The 19,858-nt window shown below is 70.4% G+C and carries 24 protein-coding genes; 14 read left to right on the top strand and 10 right to left on the bottom strand.

Annotation, left to right across the window (positions count from 1 at the left end):
• Positions 1-107: 107 nt before the first annotated feature.
• Complete coding sequence (locus IEZ08_RS33700) at positions 108-398, top strand: hypothetical protein (RefSeq protein WP_189243781.1); 291 nt, start codon at positions 108-110, stop codon at positions 396-398.
• Positions 399-467: 69 nt separating this feature from the next.
• Here IEZ08_RS33700 and IEZ08_RS33695 read toward each other — a convergent pair whose 3' ends face one another.
• Entirely contained in the window at positions 468-1,094 is a 627-nt protein-coding gene (locus tag IEZ08_RS33695; protein WP_068927378.1) for a DsbA family oxidoreductase, read from the bottom strand.
• Between the two features lie 118 nt (positions 1,095-1,212).
• The gene (locus IEZ08_RS33690) at positions 1,213-1,575 is read right to left on the bottom strand and encodes an antibiotic biosynthesis monooxygenase (RefSeq protein ID WP_189243780.1); all 363 of its coding nucleotides are present in this window, start codon (positions 1,573-1,575) and stop codon (positions 1,213-1,215) included.
• Between the two features lie 149 nt (positions 1,576-1,724).
• On the opposite strand from IEZ08_RS33690, the gene IEZ08_RS40800 reads away from it, so the two are divergent.
• The 3 genes from IEZ08_RS40800 to IEZ08_RS33680 all read left to right on the top strand — a co-directional run bounded on the left by IEZ08_RS40800 (position 1,725) and on the right by IEZ08_RS33680 (position 3,827).
• Positions 1,725-2,096, top strand: coding sequence for a DUF7710 domain-containing protein (locus tag IEZ08_RS40800; protein ID WP_444544060.1), 372 nt, complete (start codon positions 1,725-1,727; stop codon positions 2,094-2,096).
• On the top strand, positions 2,051-2,461 hold the full coding sequence (locus tag IEZ08_RS33685; protein WP_068927376.1) for a VOC family protein: 411 nt from the start codon (positions 2,051-2,053) through the stop codon (positions 2,459-2,461). The genes IEZ08_RS40800 and IEZ08_RS33685 overlap by 46 nt, the downstream gene beginning before the upstream one ends.
• Positions 2,462-2,864: 403 nt before the next feature.
• Positions 2,865-3,827, top strand: a complete 963-nt coding sequence (locus IEZ08_RS33680; protein WP_307815610.1) for a zinc-binding dehydrogenase — start codon at positions 2,865-2,867, stop codon at positions 3,825-3,827.
• Between the two features lie 102 nt (positions 3,828-3,929).
• Here IEZ08_RS33680 and IEZ08_RS33675 read toward each other — a convergent pair whose 3' ends face one another.
• Complete coding sequence (locus IEZ08_RS33675) at positions 3,930-4,754, bottom strand: hypothetical protein (RefSeq protein WP_189243778.1); 825 nt, start codon at positions 4,752-4,754, stop codon at positions 3,930-3,932.
• Positions 4,755-4,850: 96 nt separating this feature from the next.
• Here IEZ08_RS33675 and IEZ08_RS33670 point away from each other — a divergent pair, with 96 nt between their 5' ends.
• Positions 4,851-5,879, top strand: a complete 1,029-nt coding sequence (locus IEZ08_RS33670; protein WP_189243777.1) for a Rossmann-fold NAD(P)-binding domain-containing protein — start codon at positions 4,851-4,853, stop codon at positions 5,877-5,879.
• A gap of 178 nt (positions 5,880-6,057) precedes the next feature.
• Here IEZ08_RS33670 and IEZ08_RS33665 read toward each other — a convergent pair whose 3' ends face one another.
• A complete protein-coding gene (locus IEZ08_RS33665; RefSeq protein WP_189243776.1) occupies positions 6,058-6,687 on the bottom strand; it encodes a TetR/AcrR family transcriptional regulator in 630 nt (209 codons plus the stop codon).
• Between the two features lie 119 nt (positions 6,688-6,806).
• On the opposite strand from IEZ08_RS33665, the gene IEZ08_RS33660 reads away from it, so the two are divergent.
• Positions 6,807-7,190 (top strand): ester cyclase, encoded by a 384-nt coding sequence (locus IEZ08_RS33660; protein ID WP_068927366.1) that lies wholly within the window; start codon positions 6,807-6,809, stop codon positions 7,188-7,190.
• A 63-nt stretch (positions 7,191-7,253) separates the two neighbouring features.
• Here the strand turns inward: IEZ08_RS33660 and IEZ08_RS33655 are convergent, their stop codons facing one another.
• Positions 7,254-8,426 (bottom strand): DUF418 domain-containing protein, encoded by a 1,173-nt coding sequence (locus IEZ08_RS33655; protein WP_189243775.1) that lies wholly within the window; start codon positions 8,424-8,426, stop codon positions 7,254-7,256.
• An 82-nt stretch (positions 8,427-8,508) separates the two neighbouring features.
• Here IEZ08_RS33655 and IEZ08_RS33650 point away from each other — a divergent pair, with 82 nt between their 5' ends.
• Positions 8,509-9,102, top strand: coding sequence for a TetR-like C-terminal domain-containing protein (locus IEZ08_RS33650; RefSeq protein WP_068927362.1), 594 nt, complete (start codon positions 8,509-8,511; stop codon positions 9,100-9,102).
• Between the two features lie 230 nt (positions 9,103-9,332).
• Entirely contained in the window at positions 9,333-9,854 is a 522-nt protein-coding gene (locus IEZ08_RS33645; protein WP_229803811.1) for a DoxX family protein, read from the top strand.
• Here IEZ08_RS33645 and IEZ08_RS33640 read toward each other — a convergent pair.
• Entirely contained in the window at positions 9,821-10,807 is a 987-nt protein-coding gene (locus tag IEZ08_RS33640) for a helix-turn-helix transcriptional regulator (protein ID WP_068927359.1), read from the bottom strand. The genes IEZ08_RS33645 and IEZ08_RS33640 overlap by 34 nt on opposite strands.
• A 62-nt stretch (positions 10,808-10,869) precedes the next feature.
• On the opposite strand from IEZ08_RS33640, the gene IEZ08_RS33635 reads away from it, so the two are divergent.
• The 3 genes from IEZ08_RS33635 (at position 10,870) to IEZ08_RS33625 (ending at position 14,072) form a co-directional block, all read left to right on the top strand.
• Positions 10,870-13,164 (top strand): ATP-binding cassette domain-containing protein, encoded by a 2,295-nt coding sequence (locus tag IEZ08_RS33635; protein ID WP_189243774.1) that lies wholly within the window; start codon positions 10,870-10,872, stop codon positions 13,162-13,164.
• Positions 13,165-13,263: 99 nt separating this feature from the next.
• Entirely contained in the window at positions 13,264-13,695 is a 432-nt protein-coding gene (locus IEZ08_RS33630) for an SgcJ/EcaC family oxidoreductase (protein WP_068929206.1), read from the top strand.
• Positions 13,696-13,733: 38 nt separating this feature from the next.
• Positions 13,734-14,072 (top strand): cupin domain-containing protein, encoded by a 339-nt coding sequence (locus IEZ08_RS33625; protein WP_068927355.1) that lies wholly within the window; start codon positions 13,734-13,736, stop codon positions 14,070-14,072.
• Between the two features lie 101 nt (positions 14,073-14,173).
• Here IEZ08_RS33625 and IEZ08_RS33620 read toward each other — a convergent pair whose 3' ends face one another.
• Positions 14,174-15,343: a cellulose binding domain-containing protein gene (locus tag IEZ08_RS33620; protein WP_229803809.1), complete on the bottom strand. Its 1,170-nt coding sequence runs from the start codon at positions 15,341-15,343 to the stop codon at positions 14,174-14,176.
• Between the two features lie 249 nt (positions 15,344-15,592).
• Here IEZ08_RS33620 and IEZ08_RS33615 point away from each other — a divergent pair, with 249 nt between their 5' ends.
• Positions 15,593-16,822, top strand: coding sequence for an alpha/beta hydrolase (locus IEZ08_RS33615; protein ID WP_229803807.1), 1,230 nt, complete (start codon positions 15,593-15,595; stop codon positions 16,820-16,822).
• Between the two features lie 45 nt (positions 16,823-16,867).
• On the opposite strand, the gene IEZ08_RS33610 is transcribed toward IEZ08_RS33615, so the two are convergent.
• Positions 16,868-17,149 carry a hypothetical protein gene (locus IEZ08_RS33610; RefSeq protein ID WP_141704255.1) on the bottom strand — a complete coding sequence of 94 codons (282 nt, stop codon included), beginning with the start codon at positions 17,147-17,149 and terminating at the stop codon, positions 16,868-16,870.
• A 71-nt stretch (positions 17,150-17,220) separates the two neighbouring features.
• Here IEZ08_RS33610 and IEZ08_RS33605 point away from each other — a divergent pair, with 71 nt between their 5' ends.
• A complete protein-coding gene (locus IEZ08_RS33605; RefSeq protein WP_068927353.1) occupies positions 17,221-17,433 on the top strand; it encodes a helix-turn-helix domain-containing protein in 213 nt (70 codons plus the stop codon).
• A gap of 32 nt (positions 17,434-17,465) precedes the next feature.
• On the opposite strand, the gene IEZ08_RS33600 is transcribed toward IEZ08_RS33605, so the two are convergent.
• Together IEZ08_RS33600 and IEZ08_RS33595 are read right to left on the bottom strand one after the other, a co-directional pair.
• Complete coding sequence (locus tag IEZ08_RS33600) at positions 17,466-17,804, bottom strand: aromatic-ring hydroxylase C-terminal domain-containing protein (protein WP_068927351.1); 339 nt, start codon at positions 17,802-17,804, stop codon at positions 17,466-17,468.
• An 84-nt stretch (positions 17,805-17,888) separates the two neighbouring features.
• Entirely contained in the window at positions 17,889-18,746 is an 858-nt protein-coding gene (locus IEZ08_RS33595; RefSeq protein ID WP_068927349.1) for an SDR family oxidoreductase, read from the bottom strand.
• Between the two features lie 165 nt (positions 18,747-18,911).
• Between IEZ08_RS33595 and IEZ08_RS33590 the strand changes: the two genes are divergently transcribed.
• On the top strand, positions 18,912-19,802 hold the full coding sequence (locus IEZ08_RS33590; RefSeq protein WP_189243773.1) for a LysR family transcriptional regulator: 891 nt from the start codon (positions 18,912-18,914) through the stop codon (positions 19,800-19,802).
• The last annotated feature ends 56 nt before the right edge of the window (positions 19,803-19,858 follow it).

The following is a 19,858-nucleotide window of genomic DNA, read 5'->3' as shown; positions in this document are numbered from 1 at the left end:
CGAGAGATCGGGAGCGGCCTTCTGCGTTGCTGAGTGACCAACTGAGTGACTACCCCGTACGGGGATCGGCAATCTGGGGGCGGGGTGGACGAGGCAGCGGTGGCACGATGCAGGCGTTTCCCTCGGAGCTGGGGACCGAGGTCGAGGAGGCCGTTCGGCTGCTGATGTCGGCCCGCTCCGCGTTGGTGGGCGGGTTCGACGTGTCGGTGCGGGGGCAGCGATTGCGGATCCCGTACCGGATCTACGGGGAGCCGCCACCACCTGAGATGCTGGACGATCTCGGTGAGGTGGCTCGGACAGTCCTGGGCTGCCTGCTCACCCGCCATCACAACGGTCACGTACGGCAGCGGCACGCGGAGAAAGCAATCTCCATCGATGCCGACTGGGTCATGCCGTGAGATCGGCTGGCGACGTCGTTGACGGGGACGTCGCTGGAGACGAGCCAGGTCCGGCAGCGGCGTTCGCAGTCAGGGAAGAGCTCGGCCGGGCTCCAGCAGCTCACGCAGCGCTGCGGGGGACTGGACACCGGGGACCGGCCGGGCACCGTCGATCACCAGGGAGGGGACTCCGGTGACACCGCACTCGATCGCGCGGCGCCGGTCTGCCCGTACGGCGTCGGCGTAGCCGTCACCGGTGAGGACGGCGCGCACCTCGTCATCCGCCAGACCGGTCTCACCGCCCAGGCGCCGCAGAACCTGCGGGTCGGCCACATTGAGCCCTTCGGTGTGATAGGCACGCAGCAGACGCTCCATCATCTGGTCTCCCCGACCGTGATCGGCCGCCAGATGGCACAACCGGTGCGCGTCGAAGGTGTTCACCGGGCGGGCCAGGTGCAGGTTGAGCTCCAGTCCTTCGGCGGCGCCCAACGATCGGATCCGCTCGACACGGGCTGCAGCCTGATCACCCCACCACCCGGCCATGGCTTCGGCGGCCGTCGGTCCGGGAGTCCGGCCTTCGCCGGGCGCGAGCTCGTAGCTGCGCCACACGAGCTCCACTCTGTCACGGTCGGCGATCGTCTCCAGCGCCGCCGCCAAGCGTCTTTTGCCGATGTAGCACCATGGGCACAGCACGTCGGCGTAGATCTCGACCTTCATGAACGTCCTTTCCTCGGTCGGCCGCCGCCGAGGGTGGCACTTCACCTCGACGGCGTGGATGAGCGGGGTCTCCGCCTGGCCCGCCGGGTACGACCCGCCGGGTGAGACGTAGGTGCGGTCAGGAGCTGAGGCGTTGCGGTCCGGGACCGGCCTCGCGAACGACGGTGTAGGCGGGCGCACCGCTCATACGCGCTTCGGCCCTCCCTGACAGACCCTCCAGGGCCGCACGGATGGCGGCCATCCGCCCCTCGGTGTCCGAGGTCTCCACGAAGTCGCGGTAGTCCCTTTCGCCGGCCCAGTGCACGATGTCGTACACGCGGGTGCCGTCGGTGCTCACATGGAAGCGGGCCGAGCGGTAGCCGGGGTGGGAACGCGCCCACCGCTCCTGGATCTCCGTGAAGGCCTCCACGAACTCATGCTGCGTGTCGAAGCCGTCGACGGTGTAGTCGATGATCGAATAGAACCCGGGATCAGGACTCACATGATGCTCCTCATGATCGGTTGCTGGGCGCACGGCCTGGTGACCCATCCTGCAACCTCGACCATGGTTGAGATCAAAACCTGACGGCACCGGACGGCATTCAGTGATCAGAGGCAGAGCTCTCCGTCCAGTGGCGAAGTGTCCCGGCGGTGAGCGATTGCAGTCCCGTGACCGTGTGGGGCTTCCTGGGCGAGGGTGCGCGGTGGCCGTCGGGCGTGTGCCGGACGCGGGAACGCGCAGAGCCATGGATCAAGGCCGGCAAGCTGGCGGGGATGCTCACGGAGTCCCCCGACACGGGTGTCTGCGACTGGGCGATCGAGCATGGGCACTTCCAGCCCCGCGCCGCCCATCAGCAGACCCCTCGTTCGTCGACCGCTTCACGACCGCGCGGCAGGAGGACTTCCACTGCACGATGGGAACCCGGGCTGAGGCGTCTGTATCAGATGTATCAGAGATCTTGTGGCAAGATCGCGAAATGCTGCGACTCACCGATTTCATCATCGACTGCCCGGACACGATGAAGCTGGCGGCCTTCTACTCGGAGGTGACGGGCCGTCCGATCAAGGAAGGCAGCCACGAGGACTGGGCCGGCATCCAGTTCGGCGAGGTCGAGCTGGCGTTCATCCGGGTGGACGACTACCGCGCTCCGCAGTGGCCCGACAGTGAGCATCCCAAGCAGTTCCACCTCGACTTCGAAGTCGACGACATCGAGTCCGAGCAGCGCCGCGTCCTCGACCTCGGCGCGACGCTGCAGCAGGACTTCATCGGCCCCGACGGCTACGGCTGGCGGATCTACACCGACCCGATCGGCCACCCCTTCTGCCTGTGCCGCAACAAGGGTGTCACCTGGACCGACCAGGGCCCGATCTGGCCCGAACGCGCCTAGGCACGCATCCAGAAGTCCTACGCGCGACACGGCGTGAGATCACTGGGGCAGACGGGCATTGCCACGAGCCTCGCCGGGGGTTGGGGGGTTGGACCGAGGTTGCTCAGACCGTCTCTCCGCCCCGGTGAGGTCGTGGTCGGTATGCGCCCTGCTGTCGTCTTCGCCGGTGCTCCGGATGCCTCGATGGAGCAGCTGCCCCGCGGGGTGGTGGTGCGGGCTGCCGACGAGACCCACGCTCACTGGCTGCCGCCCTTGGGATGGGTGTACCGGCTTTCCGGTGCGGGCGGTCTGAGGCCGTACGTCGTAGTGCACGATCAATTGACCTCGACCCAGGTTGAGGGTGAAGAGTGCTCTGCGTCGGTGTCGGACAAGCTGAGTGCAGGGGGCGGCTGGCGTGCGAGTGGTGCGGGCGACGCGTTTCGGAGGTCCCGAGGTGCTGGTTCCGGGTGAGGCACCGGACCCGGCCGCCGGACCGGGACAGGTGGTGGTCGACGTATCCGTCGCGGGCATCACGTTCGTCGAGACGCAGATCCGGCGCGGTACCGACGAGTGGCATGACAGACCCGCACTGCCGTACGTGCCGGGCGGTACGGTGGCCGGCCGGGTGGACTCGGTCGGGGAAGGCGTGGACCCGAACTGGTCCGGACGGCGTGTCATCGCGGATGTCGGGGAGACCGGCGGCTTCGCCGAGCGCGCGGTGGCCGCGGTGGAGAACCTGATCCCGGTGCCGGACGGGTTGGGGCTGCCCGAGGCCACCGCTCTGCACACCGACGGCAGCACCGCGCTGGGGCTGGTCGAGGGAGCTCGCATTCTTCCCGGGGAGTGGGTGCTGGTCGAGGCGGCAGGCGGAGGTGTCGGCACGCTGCTGGTGCAGTTGGCTCGGGCGGCGGGCGCCAAGGTCGTGGGAGCCGCGCGCGGTGCGCGGAAGCTGGACATGGTCCGTGATCTGGGCGCGGACGCCGCGGTCGACTACTCGGACCCGGAGTGGGCGGAGCGGGTACGCGAGGCGACCGGTGGCGCGGGCCCTGACGTGGTGTTCGACGGGGTCGGTGGAGCGATCGGCCGAGCCGCGTTCGAGGTGACGGCGACCGGTGGCCGCTTCTCCGTCCACGGCGCCTCCAGCGGCCGGGTCACGCGCATCGATCTTTCCCAGGCGCGACGGCGCGGAGTCGAGGTGATCGGGATCGAGCAGCTCTTCGGCTTCGGGCCGAAGACGCGCGGCTGGGCCGAGCGGGTGATGTCGGAGGCGGCGGCGGGCCGGATCCGGCCGGTCATCGGGCAGACTTTCCCCTTGGAGCGCGCTGCGGACGCGCACGCCGCGATCGAGTCGCGAACCGCCCTGGGAAAGACTCTTCTGCTGATCTGATTCTGCTGATCCGACGGCTCGGCTGATCCGCCGACGCTGCAAGGCGGCGTTCCCTGCGGTCATGACCGGATCACGCCGGCCGACCTCGGCTCAGTCCACGGCTCAGTCCTCGGCATGTGCCTCGGCGAACACCGAGAGCGCGATGTCTGGCTGGTAGGCGGCCACGATCCTGGTGGCCGGCTCTCCGAGGGCCTCGACGGCGTGTCCGCGACAGGACGGCACGGGCCGCTGGCCGAGATCGGGACGCCACAGTTCCACGACCGGCTCCGAGAGGCAGCCGTCCGCCGCGCAGGCGGAGTCCTCACGGCTCAGCAGGGCCGAACGGCTGTTCGCGGCGGCATACGCGTCGGCGGTCAGTGCGGAGAGGAGCCCGCTCGCGTGCGCCGCGGCGGCCTCGGCAGGCGTGGGAGCGCCCAGCGCCACCGTGTGCGCGTCGATCAGCGCCATGTCGAACGCGTCGATTCGCTCCGCTGGGGATGCATGCTCGATGTCGTCGAGCCGTTCGCGCAGGAGAGCCAGGCGTGGCCATTCCTCCGACGTCGCGAGTACGGCACGGGCACACTGCACGAACTGGTCCCTGCGACGGTTCCACCACGCCAGCTTGCGCTGTCGTTCGTCACTCAGCCCGGCGAGACCCGGCCACTTGCGCCGGGCGCCCTGCCTGGTCATTCCGGCCGCGTCACCGATCGCGGGATAGTCGGCGCCGCGCTGCGCCGCGGACAGCGCGGCGGACGCCGCCAGCTGCTCCGCGCTGTCCCGGATCGCCAGCAACGAGGTCAGCGCGGCCAGCCACATCTGCCGCAGATCCGCGTCCGGCAGGTCCGGGCGCGGCCCGGCGTCCGGTTCGAGTTCCAGCATCTCCCGCACCATCGTCCATGCCAGTCGCTCGACGGCGTTGGCCACATTGACGCGTTGTGCGTCGGACATGTCTCGCACGACGACTCCATTGACAACATCTGTTTACGACACCACCATGATGCGGGCGACAACACATGTTGTCAAAGGCAATCAATAGGTGGGAACATGAGACTGTTAGTCATCGGCGGGACCTCGTTCGTCGGGCGCACGCTCGTGAGTGACGCCCTCGGCCGAGGCCATGAGGTCACGACCTTCAACCGCGGGCTGACCGGCAAGGACGTCGACGGCGTCGAGGCGCTCCGCGGCGACCGGTCCACCGACGAGGGCATCCGGCCGCTTGCCGGGCGTCGCTTCGACGCGGTCATCGACCCGGGCGGCCTGGTGCCGGCGCACGTCCTGCGCACCGCGCGGGCAACGGCCGGGTCGGCGCCCTTCTACGCGTTCGTCTCGACCACAGCCGTCTACCGGACCTGGGATACCGCTCCGGTGGACGAGTCGGCCGCGACCTGGCCCGGCGCGGCGGACCAGGAGGGTGACCCGGCCGACCTGGGGAAGTTGCGGGTTCACAAACGCGGCTGCGAACTGGCGGTCGAACAGGTCTTCGGGCTCGGCGCCTCCCTGATCGCGCGTGCGGGATCGATCGTCGGACCGTACGACAACCTGGGTCAGTTGCCGTGGTGGCTCACCAGGATCGCCGAGGGCGGCCGGGTTATCGCTCCAGGCGACCCGGCCCGCGGCCTGCAGCTGATCGACGTGCGCGACATCTCGGTGTTCGTGCTGGACCAGGTCGAGGCGGCGGCGGGCGGCGTCCACAATGTCGTCCCGGACGGGACGAACACCACGATGGGCCGGCTGGTCGACACCTGTGTGCGGGTAACGGGCTCGGACGCCACCCCCGTGTGGATGGACGAGGGGTTCCTGCTCTCCCAAGGGGTGCAGCCGTGGACGGAGCTTCCGCTCTGGATTCCGGACCTGCCGGACGTGGGTGGTTTCTGGGCCGTGTCCGGCGCTTCGGCGAAGGCGGCAGGACTGCGTACCCGTCCGTTCGCCGACTCCGTCCGGGACACCTGGGAGTGGTTGCGGTCAGGTGGTGAGGTCCAGGCCGCACCCGGCACCCCGCCATTCGGCCTCGCCATGGAGAAGGAGCAGCAGGTGCTGGCCGCCTGGGACTCCCGGCAGGCCGGAGACAATTGATCTTCTCGGGTCGCGGTGCTCGGGGCGGGCGGGCTGTGATGTCCGAGCCGGGTGAGAGAAAGCCCTGACCTCCTGTGTCCCGGGGTGATCCTTGGGTTGGTCCTGCTCGTGGACACTCCGCCCGGGCCGGAGGTCGCTCCCGGGCGACCGGGAGCGGTCCTTCTGCGGGCCGGTCCGCTCAACGGGGCTGGGGCTGGGGCCGTAGCCCGTCGAGGATGAGCTGGGCGATGTGCGCGGCGCGCGTGGGGCTGGTCTCCGCATCGGCGTGACGGATCGCGGCGAAGGCGCCGGCGACCAGTGCCATCACTTCCTCGACGGCGAGGTCGGGACGTACGGCGCCGGCTGCGTTCGCGCGACCCAGCAGGTCCGTGACATGGCGCGTGAGATCCGCCGCGACATCCGGGGCGGCGGTGCGCATGTCGAACTCGGCGGCCACCAGCGCGCTCTTCACCGCCACGTTCTCGGCGCCGCTGGCCATCATCGCGGACAGCAGCGTGAACAGGGCCGCGGGATCGCTGGTTGCGGCGAGTGCTTCCGCCTTCGCCACCAGTTGCCTGAGCTGGTCGATCGCGACGGCCAGATACAGCGCTTCCTTGGTGGGGAAGTGGCGGTGGACGGTGCCGGGGCCGACGCCGGCGCGGCGGGCGATCTCGTCGAGTGAGATGCCGAGACCCTCGGTCGCGAACAGCTGCTGCGCGGTGCGCAGGACCCGCTCACGGTTGCGGCGCGCGTCGGCCCGCGGTTCCCGGTCGCTTCCGTGGGCCGTCGTCGGCTTCGCCGGGGCTGACTGAGGCGATTGGTCAGACATATCGGTATCAGCATAACCGGGGCGCCGCACCGTATACTCTGGTCTTAACCGGGGCGGCGCACCGGTTAAGACGCTGTCACTTCCCGGTCCGACCCGTCAACTGCGAGGAGACCACGCTGATGACCACCCGCGACGATGTCAGGGCCCTGGTGCGGCGGATGCAGGAGTGCTTCAACAGCCGGCGGTTCGACCAGGCCGCCGACCTGCACACCCCCGGCTTCTTCAGCCATCCGCTCGGCACCACCGGGTTCGAGGAGGGCAAGAACGCCTGGCGTGCGCTCGTCGCCCGGTTTCCCGACATCCGCGTCATCGCCCAGGACATCGTGGTTGACGACGACAGGGCCGCCGTCCGCTCGACCGTCGAGGGGATCGGGGTCGCGGACGGTGAGGCGCAGCCCATGCTGTTCGAGATCTTCCGCATCGATGACGGCCGTTTCGCGGAGATGTGGGGGGCCAGCGCGGGGTTCCCGCCCGCGGCCAGCCCCGAGGACGTGCTCACCTAGCCCGGGCCCGCCGCCGAACCGTCAACCGTGGTCGGTCTCGGCTGCGGCTGTCCGTACGGCGGGTCACCGGCGCCCGTAGGTGAGGCGCCGCAGCACGGTCTCGGCGGGCCCTCTCCGTCCACCGGGTGCCAGCAGCGCGGCGAGCACCACGGTGGCCAGCCAGGTCAGCACGGCGATTCCGGAGGCGGCGGCGTCACCGACACGGGTGCCGAGCCCTCCGGCGTACGGCGCGAACACCGCGACGAAGACCACTGACTGGAGGAGATAACAGGTCAGCGACCACTGGCCGCACGCGACGAGGGCCTTGACGGCCACACCGGGGGAGCCGCGTCGCATCCGGCCGGCGACGAGTCCGATGATCGCCGCATACGCCAGTCCGCCGGCGATGCCCGTCACGCTGTGCAGCGTGTATGCCGACACGGCCGTCATGTCCGACGGCGCCCAGATCCGGGTGTCGATCAGCATCAGCGGCACTCCGCCGGTGACGGCCAGTGCGGTGCCCGTGACGGAGACCCGGGAGAGCAGGCGTCGGTGTGGCGCGGGGTCCTCCAGCACACGGCGCCGGGCCGCCCAGACGCCGAACAGGAAGGCCGGCACCACGCTGGCGGCGAAGTACGTGGGCGTCATCCCGGACCATCCGATGAGCCGCATCACGGTCGCCTCGATCGGGTCCGCCATGGCGGCGGGCGTGTCGCCCTTGGGAGCGGAGACGGTGAGCAGCCCGAAGCCGAACAGCACCACGACGTGCAGCACGAGCCCGATGACGGCGGCCCGCAGCACGGCCCTGTCCTCGCGCCGGATGAACCCGACGAGCACGAGCCCGATCAGTCCGTACGCTCCGAGGATGTCACCGAAGAACAGCAGCAGCGCGTGGCAGAACCCGAACGTCAGCAGCCACAGGCTCCGGCGGCGCAGTACCTTGCGTACCTGCGGCCAGCTCCCGCCCCCGGCGAGCTGCCGGTCGGCGAGCTGCACCAGGCCGTAGCCGAACAGGGCGGCGAACATGGGCAGCGCGCGCCCGTCCACCAGCAGGATCTGCACCCCGGCGACCAGCCGGTCCAGGCCGCCGCCGTCGAGTGTGTAGCCGCGGAAGCCCGTCGCGTGGCCTGACAGGTACATGTGCGCGTGCGCCACCGCGATGAGCAGCAGCATCAGCCCGCGCGCGAGGTCGGGCGCGAGAGCGCGCCGGTTGACGGGGGTGGCTCCGCGTGCGGGAGCCGGTGGGGCGATGGACATGGCCGTCCTCTCGGAATTAGATACAGGAATGTATCTAATTCCGAGAGTAAGATACGTTCATGTATCTAATCAAGGGGGTGTGATGAGCGATCAGGGCGCCCGGACGCGGCGGCGCGGTGAAGAGCTGATCAGGGCCATCCACGACGCCGTACTGGAAGAGGTGGTGGAGGTCGGCGTGGGGCGACTGACCATGGACGGCATCGGCCGGCGCGCGGCGACGCCCCGTACCACCCTGTACCGCCGCTGGCCGGGCCCGATCGAGGTGCTCCTCGACGCGCTCTACCACCAGCACCCGGTCGAGGAGCCGGCCCCGGGAGCCGATGATCTGCGGGGGGACCTCATCCGGGCCCTGCGCCTCATGGTCGAGTGGGCCCTCAGTCCGGCGGGTCGTGCCGTCGCGGCCATCCTCACCGACCCGAAGGGTGCCGCACTGATGTCCGAGGCCCTGTTCGAGCGGGTCTTCGCCAACCGAGGCGGCACGTTCACCCGTACCGTGCTGCGGCACTACGCCGACCGGGGTCGCTTCCCGGCCGAACTGCTCACCCCGGTCGTGGCCGACATCGGCGAGGCTCTCGTCACCAAACGCCTGATCGACACCGGAGCGCCGCCCACCGACGAGGATCTTGCGGCGATCGTCGACCAGGCGATCCTGCCCGCGATCGGGCTCGGTCCATGAGCGCCATGAGCGCCATGAGCACCGCGAGCACCGCGAGCACTGCGAGTACTGCGAGCGCCGCGAGTACTGCGAGTACTGCGAGCGCCGCGAGTGTGAATCCGAGGGTGGCACTCTTCCGCAGAGGTCGGGCCCTGTAGGGCTTTTCCCGGGAAGTCCGGCCCGGCCGCCGAATTGGATAGCACTATTATCCAATATTGGATAGTATAACTATCCGAAGGAGGGCGAGTTCTATGACCGTGATCGTTCTTGTCGTGGCCACGCTGGGTCTCCGTCTGCTGGGTGCGGTGTTCGGCCTGGCCCGTTTCGCCACCTGGCGGGGGAGCGCCGCGCACGGTCTGGCCGTCATGCTCCTGATGACGGCCAGTGCCCACTTCGTCCCGCCGGGCGTGACCTTCATGCCGAACCACGCCGACATGGTGGCCATGGTGCCGCCGTTCGTCCCGTTCCCCGTCCTCGTGGTCTATCTGACCGGTGTCCTGGAGCTGGCCGGGGCGGTGGGCCTCGTGCTTCCGGCCACCCGGCGTGCGGCCGGGATCTGCCTGGCGCTGCTGTTCGCGCTCATGCTCCCGGCCAACATCCACGCCGCGCTGGCCGGGGTGACCCTGGCGGGGGAGGCCGCGACGCCGCTGTGGCAGCGCGTCCCCGAGCAGATCCTCTACATCGGCGTGGCGCTCTGGGCGGCCGGCGTCGTGGGAGGGCGCGACCGTGCGGCCTCCGCCTACGGCGGATCGGCGGTTTCGGAACCGTCCTGACCGCTGGCGGCGAGCAGGCGGCGGGCGAAGGCGGCGCAGGCGGTACGGAAGTCCGCGGGCTCGACGATGGAGAAGTCCGCGTCCAGGAAGGCGATGTTGATGACGAGCCACTCCCAGGAGTCGAGCCAGACGTCGACGCGGGTCTCCTGATCGCCGACGCGCTGGATCCGGGCGTCCTGGTACTTCAACGCGTCGGCGACCTCGTGCGGCTCCGCCCGTACGGCGAGCCGGACGCGACGGCGGTCCGCGTTCAGGCCCTGGCGGAGGTACGACAGGGCCGTATCGGCCGGCAGCTCACGGGAGGAGTGGCGCGCACCGGTGCGTACGAGGCCGCCGACGCGATCGGTGCGGAACACCCGCCAGTCGCTCCGGTCCAGGTCCCAGCCCAGCAGGTACCAGCGCAGATGCAGGTGGACCTGCCGGTGCGGCTCCACCCGCCGCCGGCTCGCCTTCCCGCGCTTGTCCAAATAGTCGAACGACACGACCTCCCGGCCGGTGATCGCCTCGGCGAGGCCGGCCAGGACCTCCGCGTTCACGCTGGGCGCACGGTGCTGGCCGGTCTCCAGACTGGCGCGCAGCGCGGCCGCGCGGGGACGGAGCCGGGCCGGGAGGAACTGGTCGAGTTTGCCGTAGGCGCGGGTGGCCGCGTCGTCGAGAGCCCCGTCCTCGTCGGAGCGCGCGGCGGCGAGAGTGGCGAGACCGAGCAACGCCGCGACCGCCTCGTCGTCGTCGAGGACGAGCGGAGGCATCGTCCGGCCCGCCACGAGCCGGTAGTAGCCGCCGGGACCCGGCTGCGTCTCGACGGGATACCCGTACCCCCGGAGCCGTTCGACGTCACGGCGCACGGTCCGCGGGCTCACGGCCAGCCGGGAGGCCAGCTCCTCCCCGCTGAACGGCCGGCCCGTCTGCAGGGTCGACAGCAGGGCCAGCATGCGTTCGGTCACATCCGCCATGACCCCATCATGGACGGAATCGCGGTCAGAATCCGGCCACATCTGGTCCTATCGTCGGAAGCATGGTGAAGCGCAGCATCTCGATCAAGGGCGCCCGCACGAACAACCTCCGCTCCCTGGACGCGGAGATCCCACGCAACCGCCTCGTCGTCTTCGCCGGCCTGTCGGGGTCGGGCAAGTCGTCGCTGGTCTTCGACACGATCGCGGCGGAGGCCGGCTACCAGCTCAACGACACCTTCCCGCCGTTCGCCAGGAACCGGCTCCCGAAGTGGACGCGTCCCGACGTGGAGCACATCGACGGGCTCTCGCCGGTGGTGGTGATCGACCAGCGGCGCATCGGCGGCAACGCGCGCTCCACGGTCGGCACGATCACCGATGCCTGGACCTACCTGCGGCTGCTGTACTCGCGGCTCAGCGAACCCCATGTGGGCGAGTCGAACCACTTCTCGTTCAACGACCCGGCCGGGATGTGCCCGACGTGCTCGGGGCTCGGCGAGGTCGTCGCCTCCGCCGTGGACCGGTTCCTCGACCTGGACAAGTCACTCCAGCAAGGAGCGATCCGCCTGCCGGGCTTCGGCAACGGGGGCTACTGGTACTCCCAGTACGCCGACATCGGCGCCTTCAGCCCGGACACGCCGTTGCGGGACTGGAGCCAGGACGAGCGGGACGCGCTGCTCTACGGCGGCGAGGCGGCGGCGCGGCTGGGGCGGAGACCGCCCAAGGACTACGAGGGGGTCGTCGAGCGGTTCGAGCGGATCTATCTGCACACCGCGGACAACGTGTCCGAGCGCAAGCAGGAGACGATCCGCCGGTTCACCCGCTCCGAGGTCTGCCCGGACTGCGACGGGGACCGGCTCAACGAGCGGTCCCGCTCCGCCACCGTGCTGGGGCACACGATCGGTGAGATGTCCCGCCTGGAGATCACCGAACTCGCCGGGCTCATCCGGGGCGTCGACGGGCCGCACGTCGCCCCCGCCGCGGCCGCGCTGGTCTCCAGGCTCGACGCCATGGACGCCATCGGGCTGGGCTACCTCACCCTGTCCCGGGCGACCACGACGCTGTCGGGCGGCGAGTCCCAGCGCGTCAAAATCGTGAAGCACCTCGGCTCCAGCCTCACCGAGATGATCTACGTGTTCGACGAGCCCACGGTCGGGCTCCATCCCACCGACGTCGAGTCCGTGACGAGACTGCTCGGGCGGCTGCGCGACAGCGGCAACAGCGTCCTCGCCGTCGAGCACGATCCCGCCGTGATGGCGGTCGCCGACCAGATCGTCGAGGTCGGCCCCGGCGCCGGAGCCGACGGAGGCCGGCTCGTCTTCCAGGGCACTTTCGAGGAGCTCCGGCGCGCCGACACGCACACCGGCCGCGCGCTCTCCCGGCGCCGGTCCGGCGGCCGGACTCCGCGCGCGGCCGAGGGGGCGATCAGGATCACCGGGGCGACCCGCAACAACCTGCGGCGCGTCACCGTCGACATCCCGGCCGGTGTGATGACCGTCCTCACCGGCGTCGCGGGCTCCGGGAAGTCCAGCCTCGCCGCCGAACTGGTCGAGCAGCACGACGTCACCGTCGTCGACCAGAGACCGGTCAGCACCAACCGCCGGTCCACCCCCGTCACCTACACCGGCATCGCGCCGGTCATCCGCAAGCTGTTCGCCCGGCACAACGGCGTCTCCGCCGCCCTGTTCAGCGCGAACTCGGAAGGAGCCTGCCCGGGGTGCGACGGCCTCGGGATCATCTACACCGACCTGGCCTTCATGGACGGCCAGGAGGTCGTCTGCGAAGCGTGCCAGGGACGGCGCTTCACTCCCGAGGTGCTCGCCTACACCGTCGACGGCCTGTCCATCGCCGACGTCGACGCCCTCTCCATCGACCAGGCCGTGCACCGGCTGCCCGACAAGGGCATCGCCGGGGCTCTCCGGCACCTGTCGGAGGTCGGCCTCGGCTACCTCCGGCTGGGCCAGTCGCTCACCACGCTCTCGGGCGGCGAGTGCCAGCGATTGAAGATCGCCAAGGAGCTGCGCGACACCGACCGGCCCACCGTGTACCTGCTCGACGAACCCACGACGGGCCTGCACCCGCGCGACATCGACACCCTCCTCCACGTGCTGGACACGCTCGTCGGGCAGGGGCACACCGTCGTGGTGATCGAGCACAACCTGGATGTCGTACGGCACGCCGACTGGCTGATCGACCTGGGGCCGGGCCCCGGCAAGCACGGCGGGACGATCCTCTACGAGGGCCCCGTCGCGGGCTACACGCCGGACAATGGCACGCCGACAGCGCGGGCCCTCGCGGCCGGTCCGGACGGGTTCTCCCCGGTTCCCGTCCCGGCACGTTCCCCCGCCTCCCCCGGCTGAGCTCCCGGGTTGACCTCAACCAAAGTTGAGGCTGTTGGGTGGTGCATGACGGCGATCACCGTCGCCCTGGATGGGCTCAGTACTTCGAAAGGCACGGTCATGACGGACGGCATCCTCGTGGTGGGAGACATTTCGGCGGAGACGCAGGCGGCGGTGACCGGCGTGGTGAAGGCGCTGGAGAAGGCGTTCAACGCCAAGGACCCCGTCGGGCTGAGCGAGCAGTTCGCCCGCCGGACGTCCTGGTCGAACGCCATGGGCACGCGCCTGGACAGCCGTACGGCGATCGCCGAGTCCAGCGCTCCGGCGCTGAAGGGGTTCCTGCGCGACTCCTACGCCCGTTACGACGTCGTCAAGCTGCTGGAGATCGCACCCGACACGGTCGCGGTGAACGTGGCGCAGACCCCCACCGACAGCTCGGGCGACCCCGTCGAGGGGGTCCACGGCGCGGCGCTCTATGTGATCGCCAGGCGGGAGGACGGCTGGAAGATCGTGGCCGGTCAGAACACCGCCGTCGAGCCTCCGCCCGCCTGACGGTGAGCCCCGGGCGGACTGTCAGTAGGGTAGCCGCCATGGAGATCGTCAAGGGTGCGGGAGAGTGGGCGCAGCCGGCCGCCGGAGCCGCCAACGACTGGGTCGAGCACCTCAGGGTGCCGGACCTGTCCGTCGGGACGTACTGCATCCCGGTGGGAGGTGTCGACGACCAGAGCCCGCACACCGAGGACGAGATCTACGTGGTGACCGCGGGCCGGGCCCGGATCGTGACGCCGGGCGGCGAGGCCGAGGTCGGCCCCGGCGCGGTGATCTTCGTCCCGGCGGGTGAGGAGCACCGCTTCGTGGACGTCACCGAGGATCTGGCGCTGCTGGTCGTGTTCGGCCCGGCCTACGGCTCGCGCGGGACGGGCTCCTGAGATCCGGCCCGCGCTCGCGGCGGTCACCCCTCCGCATGACGGACGTGCGCGGGACGACGGCCGTCATGTCCGCGACGCGGGTGAAGCCGTCGTCGTGTCCGCTAGGCGGGTGAACAGGTGGGAACGGGCGGGCTGTTGACGCCGTTCCAGGAGGCCAGGAAGCCGAAGGCGGCCGACGCGCCGGGGGCCAGGGCGCCGTTCCAGCCGACGTTGCGCACGTTCACGGCCGCGCCGCTCGCGCTGAGCGTGCCGTTCCACATCTGGCTGATCTTCTGGCCGTCGGCGAAGGTCCACCGGACCGTCCAGGCGCTCGTCGCGGTGGTCCCGGTGTTCTTGACCGTGACCTCGCCCTGGAAGCCGCCCTGCCACTGGCCGATGTTCCTGAACGTCGCCGCGCAGCCGTCGGACGGCGTGACCGTGGGGGTCACCGTGGGAGTCACGGTGGGGGTGACCGTGGGGGTGACCGTGGGGGTCACCGTGGGGGTCGGGGTGCCGCCGGACAGGAGGTCCGCCAGCGCCGGGTACCAGCGGTCGGAGATCTTCTGGTTGCCCGCGTCGTTCGGGTGCACCCCGTCGTAGGTGTCGGTGGCGGTGGTGAAGCCCGTCCACTGGTCGACGACGACGACCGGTGACTGCCGGGTGGAGACGGCCGAGGCCCAGGCCGGGATCGCGTTGTTGAGGTTCACCGCCCGCTGCCCGCACTCGGCGCAGGTGGGCGGGTTCAATGGGATGATCTTGGCGACCAGGATCTTCATGGCGGGGTTGCTCGCCCGCATCTGGTTCACCAGCGTGGTGTACGCCCCCAGGATCGTCGCGGGCGGGATGTTGCTCCACACGTCGTTGGTGCCGAAGTGCATCATCACGACGTCGGGCCTGCCGGCCGCCAGCCAGGCGGGCAGCAGGTTCTGGTTGGCCACGTTGGTGACCAGGAAGCCGCCGTGGCCCTCGTTGTCGCCGTCGTGGGCCACCCCGCAGCCCTGTGCGGGCAGGGTGCCGACGAAGTCGATGTCGGTGTGGCCGGCGTTCCGCAGCTTGTTCCACAGCAGGGCGCGCCAGCAGCCCGGGGATCCGGTGATCGAATCACCCAGAGGCATGATCCTGACGGTGGCGGCGCTGGCCGGCGCGGCGGTCAGGACCACCGCTCCCGCGACCAACGCCAGCATCACCGCGAGAAAAGCGCTGATCCGCTGCATCGTCTGCTCCCGTCGTCGGCTGCGCAGATCGTAGGGGCGGGTGGTGCGGCCGGGAAGGCGGACGGTCGCCTCGATCACGTCACCTGCGGCGTTATCGGGAAAGGTGTGTAACTTTCAGGCTCGGAGCGCGGGCCGGCGCCGGTCGCCGGGCGGGCTCCGCGGAACTCCGGCGCCTCGGGACGGGGTCGCCGGTGCGGGCGGCTCCCGGACCGGCGTCACGCTCGTGCCGGTGCGATTCCAGGTGGACGCGGGCCATCCGGGAGTCGCAGGTGAAGCTGGACGTTCGACCGAAGAGGAGTGCCCGGCGGAGTCGGGAGCATGGGCGGCATGGAAATCAAGATCATGCGCGGTGCCGGGATCGCCGGCGCCGTCACGGCGGGAATGCTCGCCCTCCTCGCCGTCGTGCCTGTCCAGGCGGCGGGCGCCTCCCCGCAGGCGGCTCGCGCCGTGAGCCCTTCCCCGCACGCGGCCCAGGTCACGGATCCGACAGCGGCCCGGGCCACGGGCCCGGCTCGGGCCGAGACCGTCCCGGGCGAGAGCCTGGTGCTGCCCGCGCCGACCGGATCCCGGCCGGTGGGGACGGTCAGCCTGCACCTGGTCGACCGCAGCCGCCCCGACCCCTGGGTACCCGCCCAGAAGGCCAGGGAGCTCATGGTCTCGCTGTGGTACCCCGCCGAGAAGGGGTCCGGCCGGCGCGCGCCGTACATGACGAGGAAGGAGGCCGCGGCCCTGCTGGAGGGGCAGAAGGTCACCGGCGTCCCGGCCGAGGCGGTCAGCGGCGCCAGGACCAACGCCGTCACCGGGGTCCGCCCGGCCGGGCGCAGGGGCACGCTGCCGCTGGTGGTGCTCTCGCCCGGGTTCACGATGTCGCGCTCGTCGCTGACCGGCCTGGCGGAGGAACTGGCCAGCCGGGGCTACGTGGTCGTCGGCATCGACCACGTGCACGAGTCGTACGGCACGAGCCTGCCCGGCGACCGGCTGGCCGGTTGCGCGGCCTGCGCGGAGCAGGAGGCCGACCCCTGGGCGTTCGGCGACAAGGCGGTCAGGTCGCGGCAGGCGGATGTGTCGTTCGTGCTCGACCGGCTGCTCGGGCGGCGCTCGGTGTGGAAGGGCGCCAGGCTCGTCGACCGTTCGCGTATCGGCATGGCCGGGCACTCGCTGGGTGGTTCGAGCACGCCGTGGACGATGCTGGAGGACGCGCGCGTGCGCGCCGGGATCAACATGGACGGCACCTTCTTCGTGCCGGTCCCCGGCGAAGGGTTGGGGCGGCCGTTCATGCTGATGGGCGCGGGCAGACTGCACGAGCCGGGTGGTGAGGACTTCACCTGGGGCCGCGACTGGGCGGGCATGACGGGCTGGAAGCGCTGGCTCACGGTGGAGGGCGGCGACCACGCCTCCTTCACCGACTACCCGCTGCTGACCAAGCGGTCGGCCCGGGAACTGGAGGTCACCCGGGCCTACGTGGTCGCCTTCATGGACCGGCACCTGCGTGAGCGTGAGCAGCCGCTGCTGGACGGGCCCTCCACGACCTTCCCGGAGATCAGATTCTGGAAGTGAGGTCCGCCCGGGTGATCGCGTAGTTCCCGCGCGAGCGCGACGCGCTCATCCGGGCGGAGCCCGTCCGATGCCATGATTCCTCTCCGTTGTCCGTCCGGTGATGACGGTTCGGGAGGTAGGGCGCAGCAGGCCGTGCGGCTTGCCGGTCCTGTCGGCGTCGGTCTCGTTCCAGGCGTCGATGTAGCGGGCGATGAGCTCGTTGACGTTCTCCATGAACAGGGAAAGGTAGACAGAGCGCTCATAATGGGCATTCGCTGCGATTGGGCCACCCCGAACAGGGCCCTGCTCGCTTTCCTGGCCGCCGTCGAGGGAGACGAGGAGCGCCACCGCCGGCTCACCGCCGAGGTGCCGCGGACCCCGGCCGCGCCCAGGCCGAGCTGCACGCCGCGGGCACGCCGGTGTCCGGCGCGCCCACGCCCGGCAGGCCGACCGGCCTGACCCCGCAGGAGCGGCAGATCGTCCAGCTGGCGTCACGAGGACTGTCCAACGAGGACATCGCCGTCCAGCTCTTCCTCAGCCCCCGCACCGTCGGCTACCACCTCTACAAGGCCTGTCCCAAGCTGGGCGTCGTCTCCCGCGGCGAGCTCGCCGCGCTCGCCGGGCTCGGCTGAGCCGTCCTCCAGACATCTCTCAGATGTCTCTGTCAGATGTTCGGCGTTCCGAACCACACGGAGAGTGCTTCACGCAGCGGGGGTGTGGCGCTGCCCGCGGACTCGTCGAGGCCAGCGGCCCAGACGACGTGGCCGTCCGGGCGGATCAGCAGCGCGTCGGCGGGCCGGAGGTCGGTCTTGGCGGTCAGGATGTCGACGCGATGGTGCCAGTTCCGGACGGTCTCCCGGAGGTCCGGGCGGTCGGCCAGGTCGAGCGGGACGGGCCGGGCGGTGTGCATGAGCTCGGCGACGCTGGTGATGCCCTGGCCGGTGTGCAGGATGAGGTCGGGGGCGAAGGCGCCGGCCAACGGGCGCCCGTGGGAGCCGGGCATCGGGTAGCGGATGTCGCCGCCGGAGAGCAGCGCTCCTATCCGGCGTAGCGGCTGCTCGTCGGTGAGCAGTTCCGGGCCGGTTCGTCAACCGGCGCTCCCGGGGGCGGGTACGGCCTTTTCGGCGGCACGGCTGACCTGCTCCCAGGCGGCCCAGGTCTCCATCCGCCGGCGGGAGATGTCGAAGGCCAGGTCGTAGACCATGCTGCCGAGCAGCAGCCGCAGCGGCGGGTCGTCGCTGTCGACCAGCTTGAGCAGCGCCTCGGCGGCCAGGCGAGGCTCGCTGTCGATCGAGCCCTCGGCCCACTGCTTCTCCAGTTCGGTGCGCAAGGGGGCGTACTCCTCCTTGGGAGTGGTCCTGGTCATGCTGGTGTAGAGGTCGGTCCAGTAGCCGCCGGGCTGGACGATGCTGAGCTTGACGCCGAAGCTCGCGGCCTCCATCGCCAGGGCCTCGCTCATGCCCTCCAGTGCGAACTTGCTCGCGCTGTACATGCCGGTGCTGGGGAAGCCGCCGAGCGCGGCGATGCTGGAGATCTGCACGATGTGGCCGGACCGCTGGGCGCGCAGGTGCGGCAGGACGGCCTGGCAGACCCACATCGCCCCGAAGAGATTGACCTCCAGCTGAGCGCGTGCCTCGGCTTCACCGAACTCCTCGACCATGCCCGAGGACATGGTCCCGGCGTTGTTCACCACGATGTCGAGTCGGCCGAAGTGCTCGATGGCGGTGTCCACGGCGGCGAAGACGCCGTCGCGGGCAGTCACGTCCAGGGGCAGGGCGAGCAGCCGATCACCGTACCGGTCGTCGAAGTCCTGCCGCGTGATGGTACGGGCAGCGGCGGCCACCCGGTCTCCGCGCTCCAGCGCGGCGAGGGCGAACGCACGGCCAAGACCGCGGCTGGCCCCGGTGATGAACCAGGTGCGGCGGGCGGTGGCGGGGATGGACATATGTGGAAACTCCTACAGTCGATGAGCGAATGGCCCGGCGTCGGCATGGGCGCATGGATCCGGCCGGGGCGGACGGATCCAGGCTGCCCTGCCCCGCCACCTGGATCAACGCCGGCTTCGTGGGCCGATCGATAACATGCGGGTTATCGGAGGAAAGGGACGCAAATGGAGTTGCGGGACATCGAGATCTTTCTGGTGCTCGCCGAGGAACTCCACTTCGGCCGGACCGCTGCCCGGCTGCACGTCTCCCAGGCCCGGGTCAGCCAGGCGATCAAAGCGCAGGAGCGCCGCATCGGTGCTCCACTGTTCGACCGCACCAGCCGCCGGGTGCGGCTCACCCCGCTCGGCCACCAGCTCCGCGACGACCTGCGGCCCGTCTACGCCGGTCTGCGCGACAGCCTCGAACGCGCCCGCCTGGCCGCCCGGGGCGTCACCGCCGTGCTCCACATCGGCATGCTGCCGATCAACGTCCACGACCTGCGCCCCTACTGGGACACCTTCCGCTCCCGCCACCCCGCCTGGGACCTGCGCATCAGCCATCCCGCCTTCGCCGACCTGTTCGGCGATCTGCGCCGCGGTGAGATCGACGTCCTGGTCGCGTGGCTGCCCGTCGAGGAGCCCGACTTCACCGTCGGCCCGATTCTCTTCGCCGAGTCGCGGGTGCTGGCCGTCGCCGCCGGGCACGAGCTGGCCGAGCGCACGTCCGTCTCGCTGGAAACGGTGGGCGACTTTCAGCATGTCGACATCGAAACCAGACCGGACTACTGGTTCGAAAGCTATGTACCGTCGCACACCCGTAAGGGCCGCGTCATCGAGCGCGGCCCGCTTGTGCGCAACACCGCCGAGATCCTCACCCGGACCGGCATGGGCGAGGCCGTGGCGCTCTTCCCCAGCCACATGACGCGGTACTGGGCACGGCAGGACATCGTCTACCTGCCGGTCCGCGACGTGGCGCCCCTGCCGTACGCGCTGGTATGGCGGTCAGACACCGAGAACGACCTCATCCGCGCGCTTGCCCGGACCGTCCGCGATCTCGGCTCCGGTCTCACCCGCTAGTGCTGTGACCGGAAACGATCACCGGGTTGGCGTGTAGGTCGTCCTGGCCGGTTGGA

Source organism: Planobispora rosea, from assembly GCF_014648175.1.
GTDB lineage: Bacteria > Actinomycetota > Actinomycetes > Streptosporangiales > Streptosporangiaceae > Planobispora > Planobispora rosea.
This window is presented reverse-complemented; position numbering and strand designations above follow the sequence as displayed.

Coding starts and splice junctions, on each gene's coding strand:
- IEZ08_RS33595 (WP_068927349.1), bottom strand. CDS start 18,746: ATGTCCATCCCCGCCACCGCCCGCCGCACCTGGTTCATCACCGGGGCC.
- IEZ08_RS33635 (WP_189243774.1), top strand. CDS start 10,870: ATGGTGAAGCGCAGCATCTCGATCAAGGGCGCCCGCACGAACAACCTC.
- IEZ08_RS33640 (WP_068927359.1), bottom strand. CDS start 10,807: ATGGCGGATGTGACCGAACGCATGCTGGCCCTGCTGTCGACCCTGCAG.
- IEZ08_RS33590 (WP_189243773.1), top strand. CDS start 18,912: ATGGAGTTGCGGGACATCGAGATCTTTCTGGTGCTCGCCGAGGAACTC.
- IEZ08_RS33700 (WP_189243781.1), top strand. CDS start 108: ATGCAGGCGTTTCCCTCGGAGCTGGGGACCGAGGTCGAGGAGGCCGTT.
- IEZ08_RS33670 (WP_189243777.1), top strand. CDS start 4,851: ATGAGACTGTTAGTCATCGGCGGGACCTCGTTCGTCGGGCGCACGCTC.
- IEZ08_RS33685 (WP_068927376.1), top strand. CDS start 2,051: ATGCTGCGACTCACCGATTTCATCATCGACTGCCCGGACACGATGAAG.
- IEZ08_RS33655 (WP_189243775.1), bottom strand. CDS start 8,426: ATGTCCATCGCCCCACCGGCTCCCGCACGCGGAGCCACCCCCGTCAAC.
- IEZ08_RS33645 (WP_229803811.1), top strand. CDS start 9,333: ATGACCGTGATCGTTCTTGTCGTGGCCACGCTGGGTCTCCGTCTGCTG.
- IEZ08_RS33660 (WP_068927366.1), top strand. CDS start 6,807: ATGACCACCCGCGACGATGTCAGGGCCCTGGTGCGGCGGATGCAGGAG.
- IEZ08_RS33600 (WP_068927351.1), bottom strand. CDS start 17,804: ATGCCCGGCTCCCACGGGCGCCCGTTGGCCGGCGCCTTCGCCCCCGAC.
- IEZ08_RS33665 (WP_189243776.1), bottom strand. CDS start 6,687: ATGTCTGACCAATCGCCTCAGTCAGCCCCGGCGAAGCCGACGACGGCC.
- IEZ08_RS33630 (WP_068929206.1), top strand. CDS start 13,264: ATGACGGACGGCATCCTCGTGGTGGGAGACATTTCGGCGGAGACGCAG.
- IEZ08_RS33615 (WP_229803807.1), top strand. CDS start 15,593: ATGGAAATCAAGATCATGCGCGGTGCCGGGATCGCCGGCGCCGTCACG.
- IEZ08_RS33650 (WP_068927362.1), top strand. CDS start 8,509: ATGAGCGATCAGGGCGCCCGGACGCGGCGGCGCGGTGAAGAGCTGATC.
- IEZ08_RS33625 (WP_068927355.1), top strand. CDS start 13,734: ATGGAGATCGTCAAGGGTGCGGGAGAGTGGGCGCAGCCGGCCGCCGGA.
- IEZ08_RS33695 (WP_068927378.1), bottom strand. CDS start 1,094: ATGAAGGTCGAGATCTACGCCGACGTGCTGTGCCCATGGTGCTACATC.
- IEZ08_RS33675 (WP_189243778.1), bottom strand. CDS start 4,754: ATGTCCGACGCACAACGCGTCAATGTGGCCAACGCCGTCGAGCGACTG.